This is a genomic window from Sphingomonas trueperi (assembly GCF_040545965.1).
GTDB classification, from domain to species: Bacteria; Pseudomonadota; Alphaproteobacteria; order Sphingomonadales; family Sphingomonadaceae; genus Sphingomonas; species Sphingomonas trueperi_C.
Genome location: NZ_JBEPMV010000007.1, coordinates 128,066 through 146,254, shown reverse-complemented (window position 1 = coordinate 146,254; position 18,189 = coordinate 128,066). Strand labels below are relative to the sequence as shown.

General features: G+C 68.5%; 17 protein-coding genes. 12 read left to right on the top strand and 5 right to left on the bottom strand.

All coding sequences use genetic code 11. The features are described from left to right. Nucleotides 1-10: 10 nt before the first annotated feature. From ABIC35_RS18535 to ABIC35_RS18520, 4 genes are all read left to right on the top strand, one after another. The gene (locus ABIC35_RS18535; RefSeq protein ID WP_121076034.1) at nucleotides 11-652 is read left to right on the top strand and encodes a TetR/AcrR family transcriptional regulator; all 642 of its coding nucleotides are present in this window, start codon (nucleotides 11-13) and stop codon (nucleotides 650-652) included. Between the two features lie 74 nt (nucleotides 653-726). After that, a complete protein-coding gene (locus ABIC35_RS18530; RefSeq protein WP_183049360.1) occupies nucleotides 727-1,176 on the top strand; it encodes a hypothetical protein in 450 nt (149 codons plus the stop codon). A 72-nt stretch (nucleotides 1,177-1,248) separates the two neighbouring features. Further along, the gene (locus ABIC35_RS18525) at nucleotides 1,249-1,887 is read left to right on the top strand and encodes a hypothetical protein (protein WP_121076040.1); all 639 of its coding nucleotides are present in this window, start codon (nucleotides 1,249-1,251) and stop codon (nucleotides 1,885-1,887) included. Continuing rightward, the gene (locus ABIC35_RS18520) at nucleotides 1,884-2,204 is read left to right on the top strand and encodes a hypothetical protein (RefSeq protein ID WP_121076043.1); all 321 of its coding nucleotides are present in this window, start codon (nucleotides 1,884-1,886) and stop codon (nucleotides 2,202-2,204) included. Before ABIC35_RS18525 ends, ABIC35_RS18520 begins: the two co-directional genes overlap by 4 nt. Here ABIC35_RS18520 and ABIC35_RS18515 read toward each other — a convergent pair. The 4 genes from ABIC35_RS18515 to ABIC35_RS18500 form a co-directional block, all read right to left on the bottom strand. Then, nucleotides 2,201-2,590 (bottom strand): DoxX family protein, encoded by a 390-nt coding sequence (locus ABIC35_RS18515; RefSeq protein WP_121076046.1) that lies wholly within the window; start codon nucleotides 2,588-2,590, stop codon nucleotides 2,201-2,203. The two genes, ABIC35_RS18520 and ABIC35_RS18515, sit on opposite strands and share 4 nt — an antisense overlap. A 4-nt stretch (nucleotides 2,591-2,594) precedes the next feature. Next, nucleotides 2,595-4,118, bottom strand: a complete 1,524-nt coding sequence (locus tag ABIC35_RS18510; protein WP_121076049.1) for a fumarate hydratase — start codon at nucleotides 4,116-4,118, stop codon at nucleotides 2,595-2,597. Nucleotides 4,119-4,189: 71 nt separating this feature from the next. Beyond that, entirely contained in the window at nucleotides 4,190-4,939 is a 750-nt protein-coding gene (locus ABIC35_RS18505) for an EAL domain-containing protein (protein ID WP_183049361.1), read from the bottom strand. 69 nt (nucleotides 4,940-5,008) lie between these two features. Further along, nucleotides 5,009-5,884 carry a LysR family transcriptional regulator gene (locus ABIC35_RS18500; RefSeq protein ID WP_121076051.1) on the bottom strand — a complete coding sequence of 292 codons (876 nt, stop codon included), beginning with the start codon at nucleotides 5,882-5,884 and terminating at the stop codon, nucleotides 5,009-5,011. A gap of 103 nt (nucleotides 5,885-5,987) precedes the next feature. On the opposite strand from ABIC35_RS18500, the gene ABIC35_RS18495 reads away from it, so the two are divergent. From ABIC35_RS18495 to ABIC35_RS18460, 8 genes are all read left to right on the top strand, one after another. After that, nucleotides 5,988-7,535 carry a proton-conducting transporter transmembrane domain-containing protein gene (locus tag ABIC35_RS18495; RefSeq protein WP_121076054.1) on the top strand — a complete coding sequence of 516 codons (1,548 nt, stop codon included), beginning with the start codon at nucleotides 5,988-5,990 and terminating at the stop codon, nucleotides 7,533-7,535. A gap of 4 nt (nucleotides 7,536-7,539) precedes the next feature. Beyond that, nucleotides 7,540-9,930 carry a YbcC family protein gene (locus ABIC35_RS18490; RefSeq protein ID WP_121076057.1) on the top strand — a complete coding sequence of 797 codons (2,391 nt, stop codon included), beginning with the start codon at nucleotides 7,540-7,542 and terminating at the stop codon, nucleotides 9,928-9,930. Nucleotides 9,931-9,932: 2 nt separating this feature from the next. Beyond that, the gene (locus ABIC35_RS18485; RefSeq protein ID WP_121076060.1) at nucleotides 9,933-10,175 is read left to right on the top strand and encodes a hypothetical protein; all 243 of its coding nucleotides are present in this window, start codon (nucleotides 9,933-9,935) and stop codon (nucleotides 10,173-10,175) included. A gap of 52 nt (nucleotides 10,176-10,227) precedes the next feature. Then, nucleotides 10,228-11,169, top strand: a complete 942-nt coding sequence (locus ABIC35_RS18480; RefSeq protein WP_121076063.1) for a hydrogen peroxide-inducible genes activator — start codon at nucleotides 10,228-10,230, stop codon at nucleotides 11,167-11,169. Nucleotides 11,170-11,242: 73 nt separating this feature from the next. Continuing rightward, complete coding sequence (locus ABIC35_RS18475; protein WP_121076065.1) at nucleotides 11,243-12,934, top strand: ABC transporter ATP-binding protein; 1,692 nt, start codon at nucleotides 11,243-11,245, stop codon at nucleotides 12,932-12,934. Continuing rightward, entirely contained in the window at nucleotides 12,918-13,979 is a 1,062-nt protein-coding gene (locus ABIC35_RS18470) for an HlyD family secretion protein (RefSeq protein ID WP_121076068.1), read from the top strand. The genes ABIC35_RS18475 and ABIC35_RS18470 overlap by 17 nt, the downstream gene beginning before the upstream one ends. Beyond that, nucleotides 13,976-15,361, top strand: coding sequence for a TolC family protein (locus ABIC35_RS18465; protein WP_121076071.1), 1,386 nt, complete (start codon nucleotides 13,976-13,978; stop codon nucleotides 15,359-15,361). The genes ABIC35_RS18470 and ABIC35_RS18465 overlap by 4 nt, the downstream gene beginning before the upstream one ends. Before the next feature lie 137 nt (nucleotides 15,362-15,498). After that, nucleotides 15,499-16,347: an MlaA family lipoprotein gene (locus tag ABIC35_RS18460; protein WP_121076074.1), complete on the top strand. Its 849-nt coding sequence runs from the start codon at nucleotides 15,499-15,501 to the stop codon at nucleotides 16,345-16,347. Here ABIC35_RS18460 and ABIC35_RS18455 read toward each other — a convergent pair. After that, nucleotides 16,337-18,121: a thiamine pyrophosphate-requiring protein gene (locus tag ABIC35_RS18455; protein ID WP_121076077.1), complete on the bottom strand. Its 1,785-nt coding sequence runs from the start codon at nucleotides 18,119-18,121 to the stop codon at nucleotides 16,337-16,339. The genes ABIC35_RS18460 and ABIC35_RS18455 overlap by 11 nt on opposite strands. Nucleotides 18,122-18,189: the final 68 nt, after the last annotated feature.

Genomic DNA, 18,189 nt, shown 5'->3' with positions numbered 1-18,189 from the left:
TAGTACGGTTATGGAAATCGTAACCCCCAAATGTCTCGGCAAGCGCGAGGCGCGGAAGCAGGATCGGCGTGCCGCCATTCTTGCGATCGCCAAGCGCCACTTCATGGAGCAGGGCTATGCCGGCGTCTCCATGTCGGCGATTGCGGCCGAGCTGGGCGGCTCCAAGGGCACCTTGTGGAGCTACTTCGCGTCGAAGGAGGAATTGTTCGACGCCTGTGTCGATGAGGCGACGCGGGATTATCGCGAGCAGGTGATGCAGCTGCTGGTGCCGTCGGACAATTTGAAGGCGACGTTGTGCGCGTTTATCCGCAGCCTGTTGCGCAAGGTGACGTCGAAGGACGCGATCCAGCTGCACCGGGTGATCCATGCCGAGGTCGAGCGCTCGCCGGAAATGGGCGAGATTTTCTTCCGTCGGGGCCCGCAGCGCACCCGCGAGCTGCTGGCCGCGCATCTTCAGGATGCGATGCACAAGGGGCAGCTGCGCAGCTCCGATCCGCTCAAGGCCGCATTTGCGCTGACCAGCCTCTGCATGGGCTCCCAGCAGCGGGCGATGCTGGGCCACCAGTTCAGCGACGCGGAGATTGAGGAGGAGACCGACTATATCGTCGATCTCTTCCTGCGCGCGTTTGCGCCCGAGCCGGTGGCAGCCTAGGCTCCCCGGGAAGGGGGAGGGACATGCCGGTGCCGGGTCTTCATCATCGCAATGGGATATGCGCAGCTATCGCCATGGCGGCGCTGCTGCTTGCCGGGTGCAGCAGCGAACCGCCTGCACCGCCGCCCCCGTCGCTCGCCTATGCGGGCCTGCCGGTGAGCGGAAGCCTTGCCGATGCCAAACGCGCCGGGTTCGACCAGTGCCTCCAGATGGACGGCGGCCATCTGCGTTACCGCCGGTCGGGCGTGATGCTGCTCGGGGAAGGCCCCTATGAAGCGGCGCTCGACCTGGTCGGCGGCGACGGCGCGAGTGGATTCCGCCAGATCACGCTCTGGCACGATCGCGATCAGTCGGCGGTGATGAAGGTGGGCGAGGCGCTGAAGAAGCAGGGCTGGGCGTACAGCTATACCGGCGAGGGCGGGCGGGGCGACCAGATGATCCTTACCAAGAAGGGCGCGCCGGTGCATTTCTCGATCGATCTCAGCTATTGGGGCAAGCGCCGGGTGCGGATCCTGCCGGAATAGGATGATCCCGCCGGCGCATCGCTTCGGCGCGAAACGATTGTCCGCTCGTCGGCAGCGTAATAACCGGCCGGCATGACAATCCCATCCTTCCGCATCGCCTTGCTCGCCGCGCTGCTGCCGGCATCCGCCTTCGCTGCCGCCGTGCAGGACGACGAGGTCGATCCCGCCAAGATCGACGTGCGCGACGCGATTGCGTGCCGCCTCGACGCGCCGACGTATAACGGCTTCGCCATGGCCGTGGCGGGCGACGACGCGCTGGCCGCCAAGTTCGGCTGGAAGCCGGTGAAGTCGGGCAATTTCATGCTCAAGGAATATGACCTGCCCGCCCCGATCGTCGTGGCGGGTTCGTACAGCACCCGGCGCATTGCCTTCACCTCCAGCGGCATCCTGGCGATCCTCGACGAGCCCGATCCCGCGGTCGTCGCGCGCAAGGAGAAGATCGAGAACGCAATGGGGCCCGAGGGACTGGTCGACGCGATGGTCGCCACGGGCAAGGTGACGCGGGCGCAGGCGGAATCGCAGATCAAGTTCCGCAAGTTCCTCGGCGAGCGGGTGATCAGCGACGTCACCGATCCGGCTGACGGCGATCATTTCCGTGCGCGCACCCGCATCGCGCTCAACGTGTCCAACGTCACCTCGCATCCGGGCAAGACGCTGTACGGCTGCTCGTACAAAATGGAGATGCTCGACAAGGACGGAAACCCGCTGTGATCGGGATGCTGATCGCGTTCGCCGGGGCGGCCATGCCGATACAGGAGGGCGCCGACGTCTTCATCGGCACGGTCGAGTTGGACGGCACCACCCTCATCCTGCGCCGCTGCGACCTCGCCGAGAACCGCTATGCGCTGGTCGATGCGCCCGGCGGCCATGCGCTGGACGCGCTTCGCAAGGCCAAGCTGCCCGCCTATGGCGAGGTGATCGGGCGCTATGTGGAAGGGAAGGATGGCGGCTCGATCCTGCAGGTCGATCACGTCGAGAAACTGACGCCGGGCAAGAACTGCCATCTGTCGGACGCGCTGGGCGGCTAGCGGCTAACCCCGCCCACCCACAGCGCCCACCAGCAGAGTAGCGGCTGCACGAACAGCCGCGGTGCATGATAGGCCCAGCCAAGCCCGGTGCCAGTCGAGAGATCCTGCACCGCATGCTGGAGGTTGGCCGGGAACACGCAGAGCGCGTAGAGCGCCAGCATCACGCCGGCGAGCTTGCGCAGCCGCACGGTCAGCAGCGCGAGCGCGCCCGCGATCTCGCAGAGGCCGGTGCCCGCAATCACCAGCGCGGGGTAGGGCACCCAGGCCGGCGTGATGTGCAGGAACGGGCGCGGCACCATCAGGTGCAGCACGCCCGCCAACAAATAGAGGCACGCCAGCGTGATCCGCGCGCGGCGGCGCGCTCGTGTCTCGTCCGGCGTGCCCATGCCCTTACGCCTGCTGGAGCAGCCGCTCCCTGGCGATCTTCTCGCGCCACACCAGCGGACCGGTGTGGTGGACGCTCTCGCCGGTCGCATCGACGGCGACGGTGACGGGCATGTCCTTCACGTCGAACTCGTAGATCGCTTCCATGCCGAGATCCTCGAAACCGACGACGCGCGCGCCCTTGATCGCGCGGGCGACGAGATAGGCCGCACCGCCGACCGCCATCAGATAGGCGGCCTTGTGGTTGCGGATCGCCTCGATCGCCACCGGACCACGCTCGGCCTTGCCGACCATCGCGATCAGCCCGGTCTGGGCGAGCATCATCTCGGTGAACTTGTCCATGCGGGTCGCGGTGGTGGGGCCGGCGGGGCCGACCACCTCGTCGCGCACCGGATCGACCGGGCCGACATAATAGATCACCCGACCCTTGAAATCGACCGGCAGTTCCTCGCCCTTGGCGAGCATGTCCTGGATGCGCTTGTGGGCGGCGTCGCGCCCGGTGAGCATCTTGCCGTTGAGCAGCAGCCGGTCGCCCGGCTTCCAGCTCGCCACCACCTCGGGGGTCAGCGTGTCGAGATCGACGCGGATCGATTCCTTCGAGGGCGTCCATTCCACCTTCGGCCATTCGTCGAGGCTCGGCGGGTCGAGATAGACCGGGCCGCTGCCGTCGAGGCTGAAATGCGCGTGGCGGGTGGCGGCGCAGTTGGGGATCATCGCGATCGGCTTGGACGCGGCGTGGGTGGGGTAGTCGAGGATCTTCACGTCGAGGATCGTCGCCAGCCCACCCAGGCCCTGCGCACCGATGCCGAGCGCGTTGACCTTGTCGAAGATCTCGATGCGGAGCCGCTCGATATCGTTCTGCGGCCCGCGCTGCTTGAGCTGCGCCATGTCGATGTCGCCCATCAGCGACTTCTTGGCGAGGGTCACCGCCTTCTCGGCGGTGCCGCCGATGCCGATGCCGAGCATGCCCGGCGGGCACCAGCCGGCGCCCATCTTCGGGACCATCTCGAGCACCCAGTCGACGATCGAGTCGCTCGGGTTGAGCATCGCGAACTTCGACTTGTTCTCCGAACCGCCGCCCTTGGCCGCCAGCTCGACATGGACATGGTCGCCGGGGACCATCTCGACGTTGAGCACGCAAGGGGTATTGTCCTTGGTGTTGACGCGGCTGAAGGCGGGATCGCGCAGGATCGAGGCGCGCAGGCGGTTCTCGGGGTGGAGATAGGCGCGGCGGACGCCTTCATCGACCACGTCCTGCAGCGAGCGCTCGCTGTCCAGCACGCACTTCTGGCCCCACTGGATGAACACGGTGACGATGCCGGTATCCTGGCAGATCGGGCGGTGGCCTTCGGCGCACATCCGGCTGTTGGTCAGGATCTGGGCGATGGCATCCTTGGCGGCGGGGCCCTGTTCGGCCTCGTAAGCCTCGCCCAGCGCGCGGATATAATCCCTCGGGTGGTAATAGGAGATGTACTGGAGCGCGTCGGCGACGCTCTCGATCAGATCGGCTTCCTTGATGAGGACGGTCATGGATCCTGCCTGCAGAAATGGGGGCCCGATGCGGGCTTCACCGTTCCTCTATAGGCCAAGTTGCGGCAGGACTAGGCCCCCAGGGCGATCGCCGGCAGCACACCGAGCGCGGGGCGGGCGTACCAATAGCCTTGGTGGTAACGCACGCCGAGGTCGCGCAGCACTGACGCCTCTTCCGCGGTCTCGATCCCCTCGGCGATCAGCAACGTGTCGAGCTCCTCGCACATGCCGACCATCGCGCGGACGATCGCCTGGCGGCGCGGCTCTCGATCGATCCCGCGGACCAGCGCCATGTCGAGCTTCACCTCGTCGGGGGCGAAGCGGGCGAACAGGTCGAGCCCAGAATGGCCCGCGCCGAAATCGTCGACGGCGACCTTGAAGCCGATCTGCTTGTAGGAATCGATGATCGTCGCGACATGGTCGGGGTCGGCGATCAGCTGGTTCTCGGTGAACTCAAAGATCAACCGGTCGAGCGGCATCGCCACGGCGCGGGCGGTCTGCAGCGTCAGCTGGATGCAGGCGACGGGGGAATAGATCGCGTTGGGGAGGAAGTTGATCGAGAGCCTTGCGTCGGTTTCCATCAGCCCTGCGGCCATCGCGGTTTCGATCGCCTTGACCCGGCAGGCTTGGTCGAAGGCATAGCGGTTGGCATCGGTTACCTGCGACAACACGCCCCAGGCGCCGGACCCGTCCAGGCCGCGGACCAGCGCCTCATAGGCGAAGGGCAGGCCGGTGTCGGTGTCGACGATCGGCTGAAAGGCCATGGCGAACGGAATGTCGAAATCGACCCCGTCGCGGCACCCCGTGCAGATTTTCCGCATTTCCATGCTCTTCTATAGAATGCCTGCGCAATCCTGGCACGAAAATGTGCGCGCTAACAGCGTGTTAGCTCAGCTTCGCGCGGCCCGGAGCAGCTCGGCCACCAGCGGATTGGGGAAACGGCGCTCGAGGGTGACGGCGTAGAAACTCTCGGTAACCTGCGGTAGTTGATCGAATTCGACGAGGCTGCCCGCCGCCAACTCGTCCTGCACGACGATCGGCGGCAGCACGGCCAGCCCCACGCCTTCGCGGGCGAGCAGGCGCATCAGCGCCATGTCGTCCACCTCGGCGGCGATCTGGGGGCGGACGCCGAGGGTCGCCGCCAGCGCATCGAAGGCGGCGCGGACGCTGCTCTCCAGCGTCGGCAGCACCAGCGGCTGGGTAGCGAGCAGCGCGGCGAGACTGGTGTCGCCCGCGATGCCGGGCTGACCGATCAAGCTGACGCGCTGCTCGGCGATCTTGTGCGCGAGATAGGGGGTGATCGCGTCGCGCGCCGGCGGGCGATTTGCGAGCACCACGTCGAGCTGGAGGGCGGCGAGCGCCTGCATCAGTTCCGCCGCGCTGCCCGAGCGCAGGACGAGCTCGACATCGGCGCGGTGGAGCAGCGGCTGGACGAAGCCGATCTGGAAGTTGCGCGACAGCGTGGCGAGCGCGCCGATCCGCACCGCCTGGCGGGCGCGGCCGGTCTCGCGCAGCACGTCGAGCAGCTCGTCGCCGGTCGCGAAGATCGAGTCGGCATGGTCAAGCGCGATGCGGCCCGCCTCGGTGAGTACCAGCCGACGGCCCTCGCGCTCGAACAGGGCGTGGCCAAGCCGTTCCTCCAGCTTGCGGATCTGGGTGGAGAGCGCGGACTGCGACACCGCCATCCGCTCCGCCGTACGGGTGAGGTTCCCGTCATGTGCCACAGCCCAGAAATAGCGGAGGTGGTTGTAGTTCAGGTCACGCATCCGTTCTTTTTAAGTGAACGTTACGCGCCAAACAATGAATTTTATCCGATCGTTCCGCAGCCCTAACGCTCCGTCCGAGAGAAGAAGGAGGTCGGGTGTGAGCATGTGGTGGTTGGCGAATATGGGGCCGGGGCTCCTGGCTGCGGCGGCAGTCGCGGCGGGTGCGGGGCGGCAGTTCCGCCCCGGCTGGACGCGGCAGGTCGTGCCGCTCGCGGCGCTTGCGGCGCTGGTTGCCGCAATCGCACTTGCGGCATGGACCGCCTGGGCCGGACCGCGCACGCTCGGGCTGGCGGGTGTCGACGCCCTCATCGCGACCCGGCTGGACGTGGTGAGCATGACCATGGTGGTGCTGGTCGCCTTTGTCGGCTGGGTGGTGGTGCGGTTCGCTGCGACCTATCTGGACGGCGAGGCGCGACAGGGCAGCTTTCTCGCCTGGTTGGCGCTGACGCTGGCGAGCGTGATGCTGCTTGTTACCGCCGGCACGCTACCCCAGCTGGTCCTCGCGTGGATCGCGGCGGGGCAGGGCCTGCGCCGGCTGCTGCTCTTCTATCCCGAGCGCGCCGCCGCCCGCCGTGCCGCGCGCAAGAAGGCGTTGAGCACCGGCCTTGCCGACGTGCTGCTGATCGGATCGGCGGTGCTGCTGTGGCGGGCGACCGGCACGACCGACATCGCCCAACTGCTCGCCGCCGCCCGTGCCGGCACCGCGCCCGAGGCGATGGCGCTCGCCGCCTGGGGGATCGGCATCGCCGCGATGCTCAAGTCCGCCCAGTTCCCGCTGCACGGCTGGCTGACCGAAGTGATGGAAGCGCCGACGCCCGTCTCCGCGCTGCTCCATGCGGGCGTGATCAATGCCGGCGGTTTCCTGCTGATCCGGCTGGCCGATGTGATGCTGGCCTCCCCGGCAGCGCTGGCGCTGCTTGCGGTGCTCGGCGGCTTCACGGCGCTGTTCGGCAGCCTGGTGCTGCCCACCCAGCCGGCGATCAAGACCCAGCTCGCCTGGTCCACCGTCGCGCAGATGGGCTTCATGGTGATGCAGTGCGGGCTGGGGCTGTTTTACCTGGCGCTGCTGCACATCGTCGCCCACTCGCTCTACAAGGCGCACGCCTTCCTGTCCTCGGGCGGCGCGGTCGAGCGGATCGCGGCGGCGCGGCGCCTGGGCCCGGTCGCCAAGCCCGACGGCACGGCGGTTGCGCTGGCGATGCTGGGCGCGGCGATCCTCTACGGCGCGCTGGCGATCGGCTTCGGCGCCTGGACCAAGCCGCCCCAGGCGGTGGCGCTCGGCGCGATCCTGGTGTTCGGCGTCGCCTATCTGATCGTGCAAGGCATGAGCCCCGCCGCGCCGCGCGCGCTGCTCCAGCGGACGCTCGGCTTCGCGATCCTCGCCACCGCCGCCTATTTCCTGCTGCACGACGCGGCCGAGCGGCTGACCGCCGGCACGCTCCCCGCGGTGCCCGCGCCGGGGCCCTTCCAATGGGCGTTGCTTGCGGTCGCGCTGGTCGCCTTTGGCGGCATCGCGGTGGCGCAGGCGATGCTGCCGCTCTGGTGCGATCATCCCGCGGCGCAGCGCCTGCGCACGCATCTCTCCCACGGTTTCTATGTCAACGCGCTGCTCGATCGGGTGATCGGCGGCCGGGTTCTCGGAAAGGCTTGATCCCATGTACCGCAGTGCCGACCCGCAATCGCATGCCCCGCAGCCCAGCTATGTCGGGCTGCTCCTCGAAGCCGCCGAACAGGCCGCGCGCGCCATCCCGCCGCTCTGGCCGCTGGCGACCAGCGTCGCGGTGAACCCCTTTCTCGGCCACACCGGGCGCAGCCTCGCCCAGGCCTCGGCCTGGTTGGCGCGCAGCGGCGGCGCCCGGGCGACCATGCCGCGGGCCTGGTACCGCGCCCGGATCGCCGAAAGCGCGATCTACGAAGGCGACCTGTACGCTGCATGGAAGGCTGCCCGGCCGATCGAGCGCCCGCAAAGCTTCGAGCGGTTCCTGGTCCAGATCAGCGACGACGCGGCGGACCCCGTGGCGCTGCCTACGCTCGCCGAGCTCGCAGCGGTTTCGGGTGGCATTGACTGGCCGTCGGTGGTTGCGGACCAGATCGGCGGCTGGGCCGGCAGCTATTTCGATGCGGGCCAGGCCTTGTGGGCCGCACCGCAAGGGCAGGGCACCTATGCCGGCTGGCGGACGCAAGCCTGCCTCGACCGAACGCCCGAGATCTTCGGGCTGGCGGGCTTCCGTGCCTTCGTCGCGGGGACGCCGGAAAGTGCCAATGATGCGATCGCGGTCAGCGCAGCGCGGCTGGGTCTGCGGGCCGATGCCGCCGCGCGCTATTTCGAGCGGCTGTTGATGGACCTGGGTGGCTGGGCGCAATTCGCCCGCTATCGCCGCTGGCAGGCCGAGCTGGCGAACGACGCCGATACCACGCTGATCGATCTGCTCGCGGTGCGGCTGGTCTGGGAAGCGGCGCTGTGGGAGCTGGGCGAGGCTTCCCTGCGCGCGCGCTGGGCCGAGGCGGCACGCCGGTACGAAGCGCCGGCGCGGCCGGGGCAGGACAGCTGCGTCGACGCGATCCTCCAGCACGCGGCCGAACTGGCCGAGCAGCGGCGGCTCGCCGAGCGGCTGCACGCGCCGGTGGAAGCAGCGACCGCTGCAACGCCGATCGCGCAGATGGCCTTCTGCATCGACGTCCGCTCGGAGCCGATCCGCGCCGCGATCGAGCGGGTGGCGCCGGGCATCCGCACCAAGGGCTTTGCCGGCTTCTTCGGGGTCGGCACTGCGCATCGGCCGCATGGTGCCTGCGCGGGCGAGGCCCGGCTGCCGGTGCTGCTGCAGCCGGGCCTCGCCAGCGACGATGGCGGCGATCCGCATCTGGAAGCGCTGGACCATGCCAATGCCCGCGGTGACCGTGCCTGGGGGCGGTTCAAGCAGGCGGCGGTGTCCTCCTTCGCGTTCGTGGAGTCGGCCGGGCTGGTCTATGCGGCCAAGCTGCTCAAGGGCACGCTGGGGCTGGCCGAGACCAGGGCAGCGAAGGGCAAGCCGCGCTTCCACCCACCCTTGCCGCACCAGGATGCGGTCGACGCTGCGGAGCGGATCCTTCGTGCCATGTCGCTGACCAGCGACTTTGCGCCGCTGCTGATCCTGGTGGGGCATGGCGCGGGCGTGACCAATAACCTCCACGCCAGCGCGCTCCAGTGCGGCGCGTGCGGCGGCCATGCCGGCGATGTCAATGCGCGGCTGCTGGCAGGGCTGCTCAACGATCCCGTGGTGCGCGGCGGGCTGGCTGCGCGGGGGATCGTGATCCCCGCCGAGACGGTGGCGGTCGGGGGGCTGCACGACACCACCAGCGATCGCATCCATCTGTTCGTCGAGGATGCGGACGTGCCTGCGCCGCTGTTGGCCGAGGTGGAGCAGGCGTTGGCCCGTGCCTCGGTCGAGGCGGCGATCGCCCGTACGGCGAAGCTGCCTCGGGCCGAGGGCGCGGCGCAGATCGTCGCACGGGGCCGCGATTGGGCCGAGGTGCGGCCCGAATGGGGTCTTGCCGGCTGCAGCGCCTTCATCGCGGCCCCGCGCGCGCGGACGGCAGGCCGGTCGCTGGGCGGTCGCGCTTTCCTCCACGATTACGATTGGCAGGCCGATGCCGATCTCTCGGTACTGGAACTGATCCTCACCGCGCCGGTGGTGGTGGCGAGCTGGATCAGCCTGCAATATTATGGCTCTAGCGTCGCGCCGGGCGTGTTCGGCGCGGGCAACAAGCTGCTCCATAACGCCGTGGGCGGGATCGGCGTGCTCGAAGGCAATGGCGGAACCTTGCGCGGCGGGTTGCCCTGGCAGTCGGTGCATGACGGCGAACGCCTCGTCCATGATCCGCTGCGGCTGACCGTGGTGATCGAGGCGCCGACCGGCGCCATCGCGGAGATACTAGCCCGGCACGATGGGGTACGCGCGCTGTTCGACAACCACTGGCTGCACCTGCTGGCGCTCGACGACGCCGGCCGGGTCGCCTGGCGCTATGCCGGCGGCCTGACGTGGCAGCCCTTCGCGCAGGAGGCCTGACGATGCGGATCGAGATTGCGCCGCCGCGACGCGCGGTGGAGCCCGAGGTGGAGATCGCCGCGATCGATCGCCGGATTGCCTGGGTGCTGTCGCACCCGGGCACCAGCCCCTGGTTGCGCACGGCGTTGCAGGCTGCGCTGGTGGAGGATCCGGTGGCCATCGCCAACGACGTCGAGATGCTGCGACACCTGCTGCTGCCGCGGAGCACGGCACACGCGATTCTGGCGGCGGCAACGCCGAATTGAAGGGAAGCACCGTAGGCGAAACGGCGCCGTTTGTGCTTCACTGCAGCGCTGTATGGATGTGAAGGCAGCCCCGGGTTTCGAACAGCAGATCAGCCTGCGCCAGCTCCGCTATCTGGTGGCGCTGGGCAGCGAGGCGAGCTTCACCCGCGCCGCCGCGCTGTGCGGGGTGAGCCAGCCCTCGCTCTCGCAAGCGATCCGCCAGTTTGAGGAGGCATTGGGCGCGCCGCTGGTCGAACGTGGCGCCCGCGCCTTCCTCACCCCGCTTGGCCGCGAGGTCGCGGAGCGCGCGCGCCGTATCCTCTTGGAGGTGCGCGATCTGGGCGAACTCACCGGCGCGGGGGACGCGGCGCTGCTCGGCACGATCCGGCTGGGCGTGACGCCCACGATCGGCGCCTATCTGTTACCACGGCTGGTCGCGCGGCTGCACCAGCAGTTCCACGAGCTGCGCGTACATGTCCGCGAAAACCCGCCGGCCGCGCTGGTCGAGGGGCTTGCTGCCGGCACGCACGATCTCATCCTCGCCCAGCTGCCGCTGCAGGCGTCCGGCGCGCAGGTGGAGCGGCTGTTCCGCGAGCCGCTCCACCTCGCCATGGCCGCCGATCATCCGCTGGCCGCGCGCGAGACGATCGGCCGCGAGGATCTGGCGGGGCAGGATCTGCTCACCCTCCAGCGCGGCTACCGGCTCGCCGAACAGACCATTGCGATCGCCGAGGAGGCGGGGGCCCGCGTCCGCGAGGAATATGAAGGCACCAGCCTCGATGCCATCCGCCAGATGGCGGGCATGGGGATGGGGCTGGCGGTGCTGCCCGAACTCTATGTGCGACAGGAGATCCGTCCCGGCGACGACGTGGTTGCGCGGCCGTTTCGCGGCGGGCGGCACTATCGGGAAATGGGGCTGCTGTGGCGCAGCGGGGTGGCACGCGCCGCCGCCTATAAGAGACTGGCGCAGGAACTCGTCGCCTGCGTCGAGGACATAGGTATTTCCTATCGATGATATAGCCGGGCTGCCATTGTGCTTATCGCGCACGGCCCGCACTTCATCGATCTGGAAGGGAGAAGGTGGAGCGATGGCGAAACAGAAGATCGGGTGGGGGCAGGTGCGCGGCTGGCTGGGTGAGGTGATCGGCCCCGATGGTGGCTACCTCCGCTTGGCGATGGTGTATGGCATCGCGATCAGCCTGCTCTCGCTGGCGACGCCGATCTCTGTGCAGCTGCTGATCAACAGCGTTGCCAAGATCGCGCTGCCCGCGCCGCTGATCACACTCTCCGCGCTGCTGTTCACGCTGTTGCTGATCGTGATGATCCTCTCGGCTCTGCGCGTCCACATCATGGCGCTGTTCGAGCGGCGGATCTTCGCGCGCACCATGGCGGAAATCACCATCCGCGCGGTCCACGCCCGCAACCCCTTCTTCGCCGATGCCCGCCGAGTCGATCTGTTCAACCGCTATTTCGACCTGATGACGGTGCAGAAGAGCGTGCCCAGCCTCGTCATCGGCGGCTTCACCATCCTGCTGCAATCGGTGGTGGGGCTGGTGGTGACGAGCTTCTACCACCCGTTCTTCCTCGGCTTCAACGTGATCCTGATCGCGCTGGTGTGGCTGATCTGGCAGCTTTGGTCGCCGGGCGCGATCCGCTCGGCGGTAGCGCTTAGCCATGCCAAGCATGATGCGGCGCGCTGGCTCGAGGGGCTCGGCACCTCGAACGGCTTCTACAAGTCGAGCCGCCATCTCGACTTTGCGATGGACGGGTCGGAGACGATGACTGCCGCCTATGTCGCCGCGCACCGCCGCCATTTCCGCTTCAGCTTCACCCAGACCTGCGCCTATCTGCTGCTCTACGCCACCGCGAGCGCCGCACTGCTGGCGATGGGCGGCTGGCTGATCCTGCAGGGGCAGCTCTCGATCGGCCAGCTGGTCGCCGCCGAGCTGATCCTGTCGGGCGTGTTCTACGGGCTCGGCCAGCTCGGCACCTATCTCGATGCCTTTTACGACATGGTCGCGGCGGCCGAGGAAGTCTCGCTGCTCTACGCCATCCCGCACGAGACCCACACGCGCAGCAGCGAAGCGCCGGGCAATGGCGAGGTCCGGCTGCGCGAGGTGGAGGCCGGCGACGCGCGCATCGACCTGACCATCTCGGCGGCCAGCCAGCTGGTCGTGGTCGGCGCCCCGACGATGGACAGCCGCCTGGCGATGCTGCTCAAGCGCAACCTCCAGCCCGATCGCGGGCTGGTAATGGTGGGCGGCGTCGATCTGGAGGCGCTCGACGTCTATCGCCTGCGTTCGGACGTGATCGTGCTCGATCGCCCGACCATCGTCGAGATTAGCATTCGCGACTATCTGGGGCTGGCCGGGGCCGGCATTCCGGCGGGCAGGGTACTCGACGCGCTGGCGCTGGTCGGGCTCGACGCGCGGATCGGCCAGCTGCCCGAGGGTATGGAGACGCCGCTCGCCGCCTCTGGCTATCCGCTGTCCATCGGCGAATTGATGGCGCTCAAGCTCGCCAACGCGTTGCTCGCACGGCCGAAGGTGCTGCTGCTCGGGCCGCTCTACGACCTGATCCCCCCGCAACGACTGACCGCCGCGCTTGACGCGTTGCGCGACGCGGAGACCACTGTGCTCCTCTTCACCGGCCGGCCCGAGGCGATCCGCCGCGATGGCTATCTCTGGCTGGGCAAAACCGTCCAGGCACGTTTCGAAACGCTCGATGAGCTCCGCGCCACCCTCACTGCGCAGGAGGCAGGCGATGCCCTTCCGGCCTGACCATATCGGCCATTTCCCGACATTGGCCGCCATGCGCCCGCCGCGCATCGCCCGTGCCATCGCCTGGATGATCGTGATCGCCGTGGCGCTGATCGGCGTCACCATGGTCTATGTCCCCTGGGTGCAGACCGCGCCGGGGCGTGGCCAGGTGGTCGCACTCGATCCGCACGATCGGGTGCAGTCGGTTACCGCACTGGTGCCGGGCCGGGTCGAGCGCTGGTTCGTCACCGATGGGCAGGCGGTGAAGAAGGGCGACCCGATCGCCAAGATCTCGGACAACGATCCCGCCCTGCTCGATCGCCTCGCCGCCGAACGCGACCAGGTCCATGCCGAAATCGCCTCGCTCGAAAGCGCCCGCGCGGTCGCCTCGATCGACGTGAACCGCGCCCGCACGCTGTTCAACGAAGGGCTGGCCGCACGTCGCGACTATGAACAGGCGCAGATCCGCGTCGCCGACCAGGGCGCCAAGCTCGCCGAATCCCGGGCCAAGCTCAACCGGATTGAAGTGTCGCTCAACCGCCAGGCGGTGCAGATCGTCCGCGCGCCGCGCGACGGCCGCATCCAGACGCTCAATGCCGCCGCAGGCGCGACGCTGGTCAGCGCCGGCACCGAGCTGGCGACGCTGGCGCCCGAAGGCGGTACCGAACGTGTGGTCGAGCTGATGGTCGACGGGCGCGACATCGCGCTGGTCCGCCCCGGCCGCCGGGTGCGGTTGGAGTTCGAGGGCTGGCCCGCGATACAGCTGAGCGGCTGGCCGTCCATGGCCTGGGGGCTGTTCGACGGGCGGGTGCGCTCGGTCGACCCCTCGGCGATGCCCGACGGGCTGTTCCGCGTGTTGATCGAACCGATGCCAGGCACGCTCGCCTGGCCGGGCGACCGCTTCGTTCGCCTCGGCGCCAAGGTGCGCGGCTGGGTGCAGGGCGAAACGGTGCCGGTCGGCTACGAACTCTGGCGCCAGCTCAACGACTTCCCGCTCGAATTCGGCACCGCGACCGACAAGGCCGAGGAGAAGAGCATGGACGTCTACAAGAAGAAAAAGAAATGATCCGGCTGCTGCTCGCCCTTTGCGCCCTGCTCCTCGCGGTGCCCGCCGCGGCGCAAGGACCGCTGACGCTAGACCAGGTGCTGCGCTCCTCGGCGCAGAACGCGCCCCAGATCATCGAGGCGCTGGCCAAGCAGCGCCAGGCCGAGGGCAAGGCGCTGAGCGCGGAAGGCGCCTTCGACGTGGTGTTCGATGTCGACGCGCAGGCGCGGCCCTTCGGCTATTATGACGGGTCTGTCGTGGAGGCGAAGGCCAGCCGCGCCTTGGATAACAATGGCGGCGGACTCTACGCAGGCTACCGCGTCTCGCGGGGCAAGTTCCCGGTCTATGAGGACAAGGCCTACACCAACCAGCTCGGCGAATTCAAAGTCGGTGCGGTCTTTTCGCTGCTCCGTGACCGGGTGACCGACGAGCGCCGCACCAGGCTGCGCCTCGCGGATCAGGATGTCGACGTCGCCCGGCTGGAGCGCGAGATGGTGGCGATCGGCGTGCAGCGCCGCGCGATGGGCGCATACCAGGCCTGGGCGATTGCCGGGCTGCGGCTCAAGGCCTATCGCGACCTGCTGGCACTGTCCGAGAAGCGGCGCTCGCAGCTGGCGCGGCAGGTGCAGCTTGGCGCGCGGCCGCAGATCCTGATCACCGAGAACGACCAGAACCTCGCCCGGCGCCGTTCGCTCGTCGCCCAGGCGGAGCAGAAGCTGGCCGAAGCTTCCAACGCGCTCTCCTTCTTCTGGCGCGATGCCAACGGCGTTCCGCTGGTGCCCGCCACCGAGCAACTGCCGGATGCACTGCCCGAACTGGCGATCGCACCGCGCAAGGCGGGCCCAATCCTCCGGCCCGACCTGAAGACGGTGCTGGTGCGGATGGACCAGTCGCTCGCCCGGCTCGACCTGGCCGAGAACGACCTGAAGCCGCGGCTCGATGCGGGGGCTGAGCTGGGCAAGGATGTCGGCGCGATCGGGCTGGGCGGCCCGTCGCGCACCCCGGCCGAGGCGATGGTCGGCGTCAAATTCTCGGTGCCGCTCGAACGACGCAGCGCCCGCGGCCGGATCGCCGAGGCCAAGGCGGAGATCGACGGGCTGCGCACCCGCCATCGCATGCTCGAAGAGCAGATCGCGATCGAGGTGAAGGGCATCGCGATCGGCATCGAAGGCGCCGACAAGGTTGCCGACCTCGCGGGGCAGGAGGCGGAGCTGGCGGGCAAGATGGCGGCGGCCGAGCAGCGTCGCTTCGACATGGGCGCCAGCGACTTCTTCCTTATCAATCAGCGGGAGGAAAGTGCGACCGACGCGCGGCTGCGCGCGCTTGATGCTCGGTATCAGGCACTGGTGGCACGGGCCGATCTCGCCGCGGCAACGGCAGACCGGGCGGTGCTCGGGATGTAACGCCCGTTCACTTCCCCGGGCAACGTGCGGGTTTAGTACGACGGCGACGTCCTGCCTTTGAGCCGTTAACGAGAGATTCCCTTGCCGCACCGCCGGTCGCCTGTTTCCGTCTGCGCCTCCCGTTTGCGGGCGATGCCATGATGCTCGGCACGATGCTGTTCATGCCGCCCGCTGCGGTGGCCGCGGTTTCGACCCTGCAGGCACAGCAATCAGCGGATAGGCAGGCGAGCGTCACCCAGGGCGCAGGCAACCCGCCGGCTGGCGCCGAAGCGGGAGAGCAGCAGGAGATCGTCGTCTCCGCGCGCGCCCGCACGCCGGGCGATCCGCTGGAGAAGGTCAACGCGCTTTCCTTTGCGGTCACCAATCATATCGACGATGCGGTCACCGCACCCGCCTCCCGCGTCTATGCCCATGTGGTGCCGAAGCCGGTGCGCTATGGCCTGCGCAACTTCTTCGCCAATCTGCGCGAGCCGGTGGTGTTCGCCAATTACCTGCTCCAGCTGAAGCCGGGCAAGGCGTTCGAGACCGCCGGCCGCTTCGCGATCAACTCGACGGTGGGGCTGGGCGGGACGCTCGATGTGGCGGTGCGCTGCCCGTTCAACCTGCCGCGACGGCCGAACGGCTTTTCCGACACGCTCGGCTTTTACGGGGTGAAGCCCGGCCCGTTCCTCTTCGTGCCCGTCGCGGGGCCGACGACGGTGCGCGACGTGGTCGGCGGGCTCGTCGACTTCTTCGCCTCGCCCTACACGATCGGCGGTCCGTTCCGCACGCGCGCCTATGCCATCAGCTCTGCGGCGGTCCGCACTCTTGATCGTCGCAACCGCAAGGAAGCGATGCTGGACGAAGTCCGCAAGAGCGACGACCCCTATGCCGCGCGGCGCGACCTCTTTCTCCAGCGTCAGCGCGAGCGGGTGGAGGGGTTGCACGGCGGGGGGCCGTCGGCACCCCCACCGCACCGCTGCCGGCGTACAGAGGTCAGCCAGTAATTTCCTTGGCGATCTGCCGCACCGTTTCCTTGATCACCCCGCCACGTCCGGCGTCGCCCTTGAGCATCGAGGACATGAAGCCCTTGGCCTGGGCGAAGGTGAGGTGGGGCGGGAAGGGCGCGACGTCGGGATCGGTCTTCACCTCCAGCACCACCGGGCGATCGGCGCGTAGGGCTGCATCCCAGGTGTCGCCCAGCGTCTCGGGCGTGTCGACATGGATGCCCTGCAGCCCGATCAGCTCGGCGAAGCGGGCATAGGGCACATCCGGGATGTCCTGCGTGGTCGGGAAGCGCGGATTGCCCTCCATCACCCGCTGCTCCCAGGTGACTTCGTTAAGGTCCTGGTTGTTGAACACGCAGACGATGAAGCGCGGATCGGCCCAGCGCTGCCAATATTTGGCGACGGTGATCAGCTCGGCCATGTTGTTCATCTGCATCGCGCCGTCGCCGACCAGCGCCACCACCGGCCGGTCCGGATGGGCGAACTTGGCGCCGATCGCGTACGGCACCGCCGCCCCCATCGAGGCGAGCCCGCCCGAGAGCGAGGCGCGCTGGCCTGCTTTCACGCGATAATCGCGCGCATACCAGTTGGCGCAGGAGCCGGAATCCGAAGTGACGATGGCGTTCGAGGGCAGGCGCGGGGACATCTCCCAGACGACCCGCTGCGGATTGACAGGGTTGGCCTCGGCCATGGCGCGCTCCTCGATCGTCTTCCACCATTTGGTGACTTCGTGGACGATGCCTTCCTGCCAGCTGCGATCCTCCTTCCGCTTGAGCAAGGGGAGCAGCGCCTTCAGCGTCTCCGATGCGCCACCGTGCAGGTTGCACTCCACCGGGTAGCGCAGGCCCAGCATCGCGGGATCGATGTCGATCTGCACCGCGCGCGCCTGGCCTTCCTTGGGCAGGAACTCGGCCCAGGGGAAACCCGTGCCGATCATCAGCAGCGTGTCGCAGCCCGCCATCATGTCTGACGAGGGCTTGGTGCCGAGCAGCCCGATCGCGCCGGTGACGAAGGGCAGGTCGTCGGCCAGCACGTCCTTGCCGAGCAGCGCCTTGGCCACGCCCGCGCCGAGCCGCTCGGCGATCTCGATCACCTCCGCCTCGGCGCCGCGCGCGCCTGCGCCGATCAGGATCGCGACCTTCTGCCCGGAATCGAGGATCTCTGCCGCCTGGGCGAGCGCGCTGGCAGGCGGCACGACCTGCGGGCGGACATAGCCGGGGCCGGAGCGGGTGAAGCCGTGCTGGAGCGGCGGATCCTGGTAGGGCTCGTCCTGCACGTCCTTGGGCAGCACGATCGCGGTGACGTCGCGGTTGGCGATGGCGATGCGGATCGCGCGATCGGTGACGTGGCGCAGCTGCGCGGGGGCGGAGACCTCCTGCACATAGCCGCACACGTCCGAGAATAGCCGGTCGAGATTGAGCTCCTGCTGGTAGTTGGCGCCGCGCACGGTGGTTTCGGTCTGGCCGGCGATGGCGAGCAGCGGGACATGATCGAGCTTGGCGTCGTACATGCCGGTGACGAGGTGCGTCGCACCCGGGCCGCCGGTGGAGAGGCACACGCCCAGCTCGCCGGTGAACTTGGCATGGGCGGAGGCCATGAACGCGGCCATTTCCTCGTGGCGGACCTGGATGAACTCGATGCCTTCGCCCTCGGTCTCCGCCCGCTGTAGCGCGCCGAGCACGCCGTTGATGCCGTCGCCCGAATAGCCATAGATCCGCGTGACGCCCCAGGCCTTGAGCCGCTCCACGAAAAAGTCGCTCGTCTGCTTCGCCATCTGCCGTCTCCTGAAGTTTTCGGGGTAACCGATGGGGAAGGGGATGGTTCAGCCCCTCCCAAAGGAGG

Excerpts from the sequence above, each read along its gene's own strand:
- ABIC35_RS18480 (WP_121076063.1), top strand. The coding sequence starts at position 10,228 with ATGGATGTGAAGGCAGCCCCGGGTTTCGAACAGCAGATCAGCCTGCGC.
- ABIC35_RS18470 (WP_121076068.1), top strand. The coding sequence starts at position 12,918 with ATGCCCTTCCGGCCTGACCATATCGGCCATTTCCCGACATTGGCCGCC.
- ABIC35_RS18460 (WP_121076074.1), top strand. The coding sequence starts at position 15,499 with ATGATGCTCGGCACGATGCTGTTCATGCCGCCCGCTGCGGTGGCCGCG.
- ABIC35_RS18500 (WP_121076051.1), bottom strand. The coding sequence starts at position 5,884 with ATGCGTGACCTGAACTACAACCACCTCCGCTATTTCTGGGCTGTGGCA.
- ABIC35_RS18485 (WP_121076060.1), top strand. The coding sequence starts at position 9,933 with ATGCGGATCGAGATTGCGCCGCCGCGACGCGCGGTGGAGCCCGAGGTG.
- ABIC35_RS18495 (WP_121076054.1), top strand. The coding sequence starts at position 5,988 with ATGTGGTGGTTGGCGAATATGGGGCCGGGGCTCCTGGCTGCGGCGGCA.
- ABIC35_RS18525 (WP_121076040.1), top strand. The coding sequence starts at position 1,249 with ATGACAATCCCATCCTTCCGCATCGCCTTGCTCGCCGCGCTGCTGCCG.
- ABIC35_RS18455 (WP_121076077.1), bottom strand. The coding sequence starts at position 18,121 with ATGGCGAAGCAGACGAGCGACTTTTTCGTGGAGCGGCTCAAGGCCTGG.
- ABIC35_RS18510 (WP_121076049.1), bottom strand. The coding sequence starts at position 4,118 with ATGACCGTCCTCATCAAGGAAGCCGATCTGATCGAGAGCGTCGCCGAC.
- ABIC35_RS18505 (WP_183049361.1), bottom strand. The coding sequence starts at position 4,939 with ATGCGGAAAATCTGCACGGGGTGCCGCGACGGGGTCGATTTCGACATT.
- ABIC35_RS18530 (WP_183049360.1), top strand. The coding sequence starts at position 727 with ATGGCGGCGCTGCTGCTTGCCGGGTGCAGCAGCGAACCGCCTGCACCG.
- ABIC35_RS18490 (WP_121076057.1), top strand. The coding sequence starts at position 7,540 with ATGTACCGCAGTGCCGACCCGCAATCGCATGCCCCGCAGCCCAGCTAT.
- ABIC35_RS18535 (WP_121076034.1), top strand. The coding sequence starts at position 11 with ATGGAAATCGTAACCCCCAAATGTCTCGGCAAGCGCGAGGCGCGGAAG.
- ABIC35_RS18465 (WP_121076071.1), top strand. The coding sequence starts at position 13,976 with ATGATCCGGCTGCTGCTCGCCCTTTGCGCCCTGCTCCTCGCGGTGCCC.
- ABIC35_RS18475 (WP_121076065.1), top strand. The coding sequence starts at position 11,243 with ATGGCGAAACAGAAGATCGGGTGGGGGCAGGTGCGCGGCTGGCTGGGT.
- ABIC35_RS18515 (WP_121076046.1), bottom strand. The coding sequence starts at position 2,590 with ATGGGCACGCCGGACGAGACACGAGCGCGCCGCCGCGCGCGGATCACG.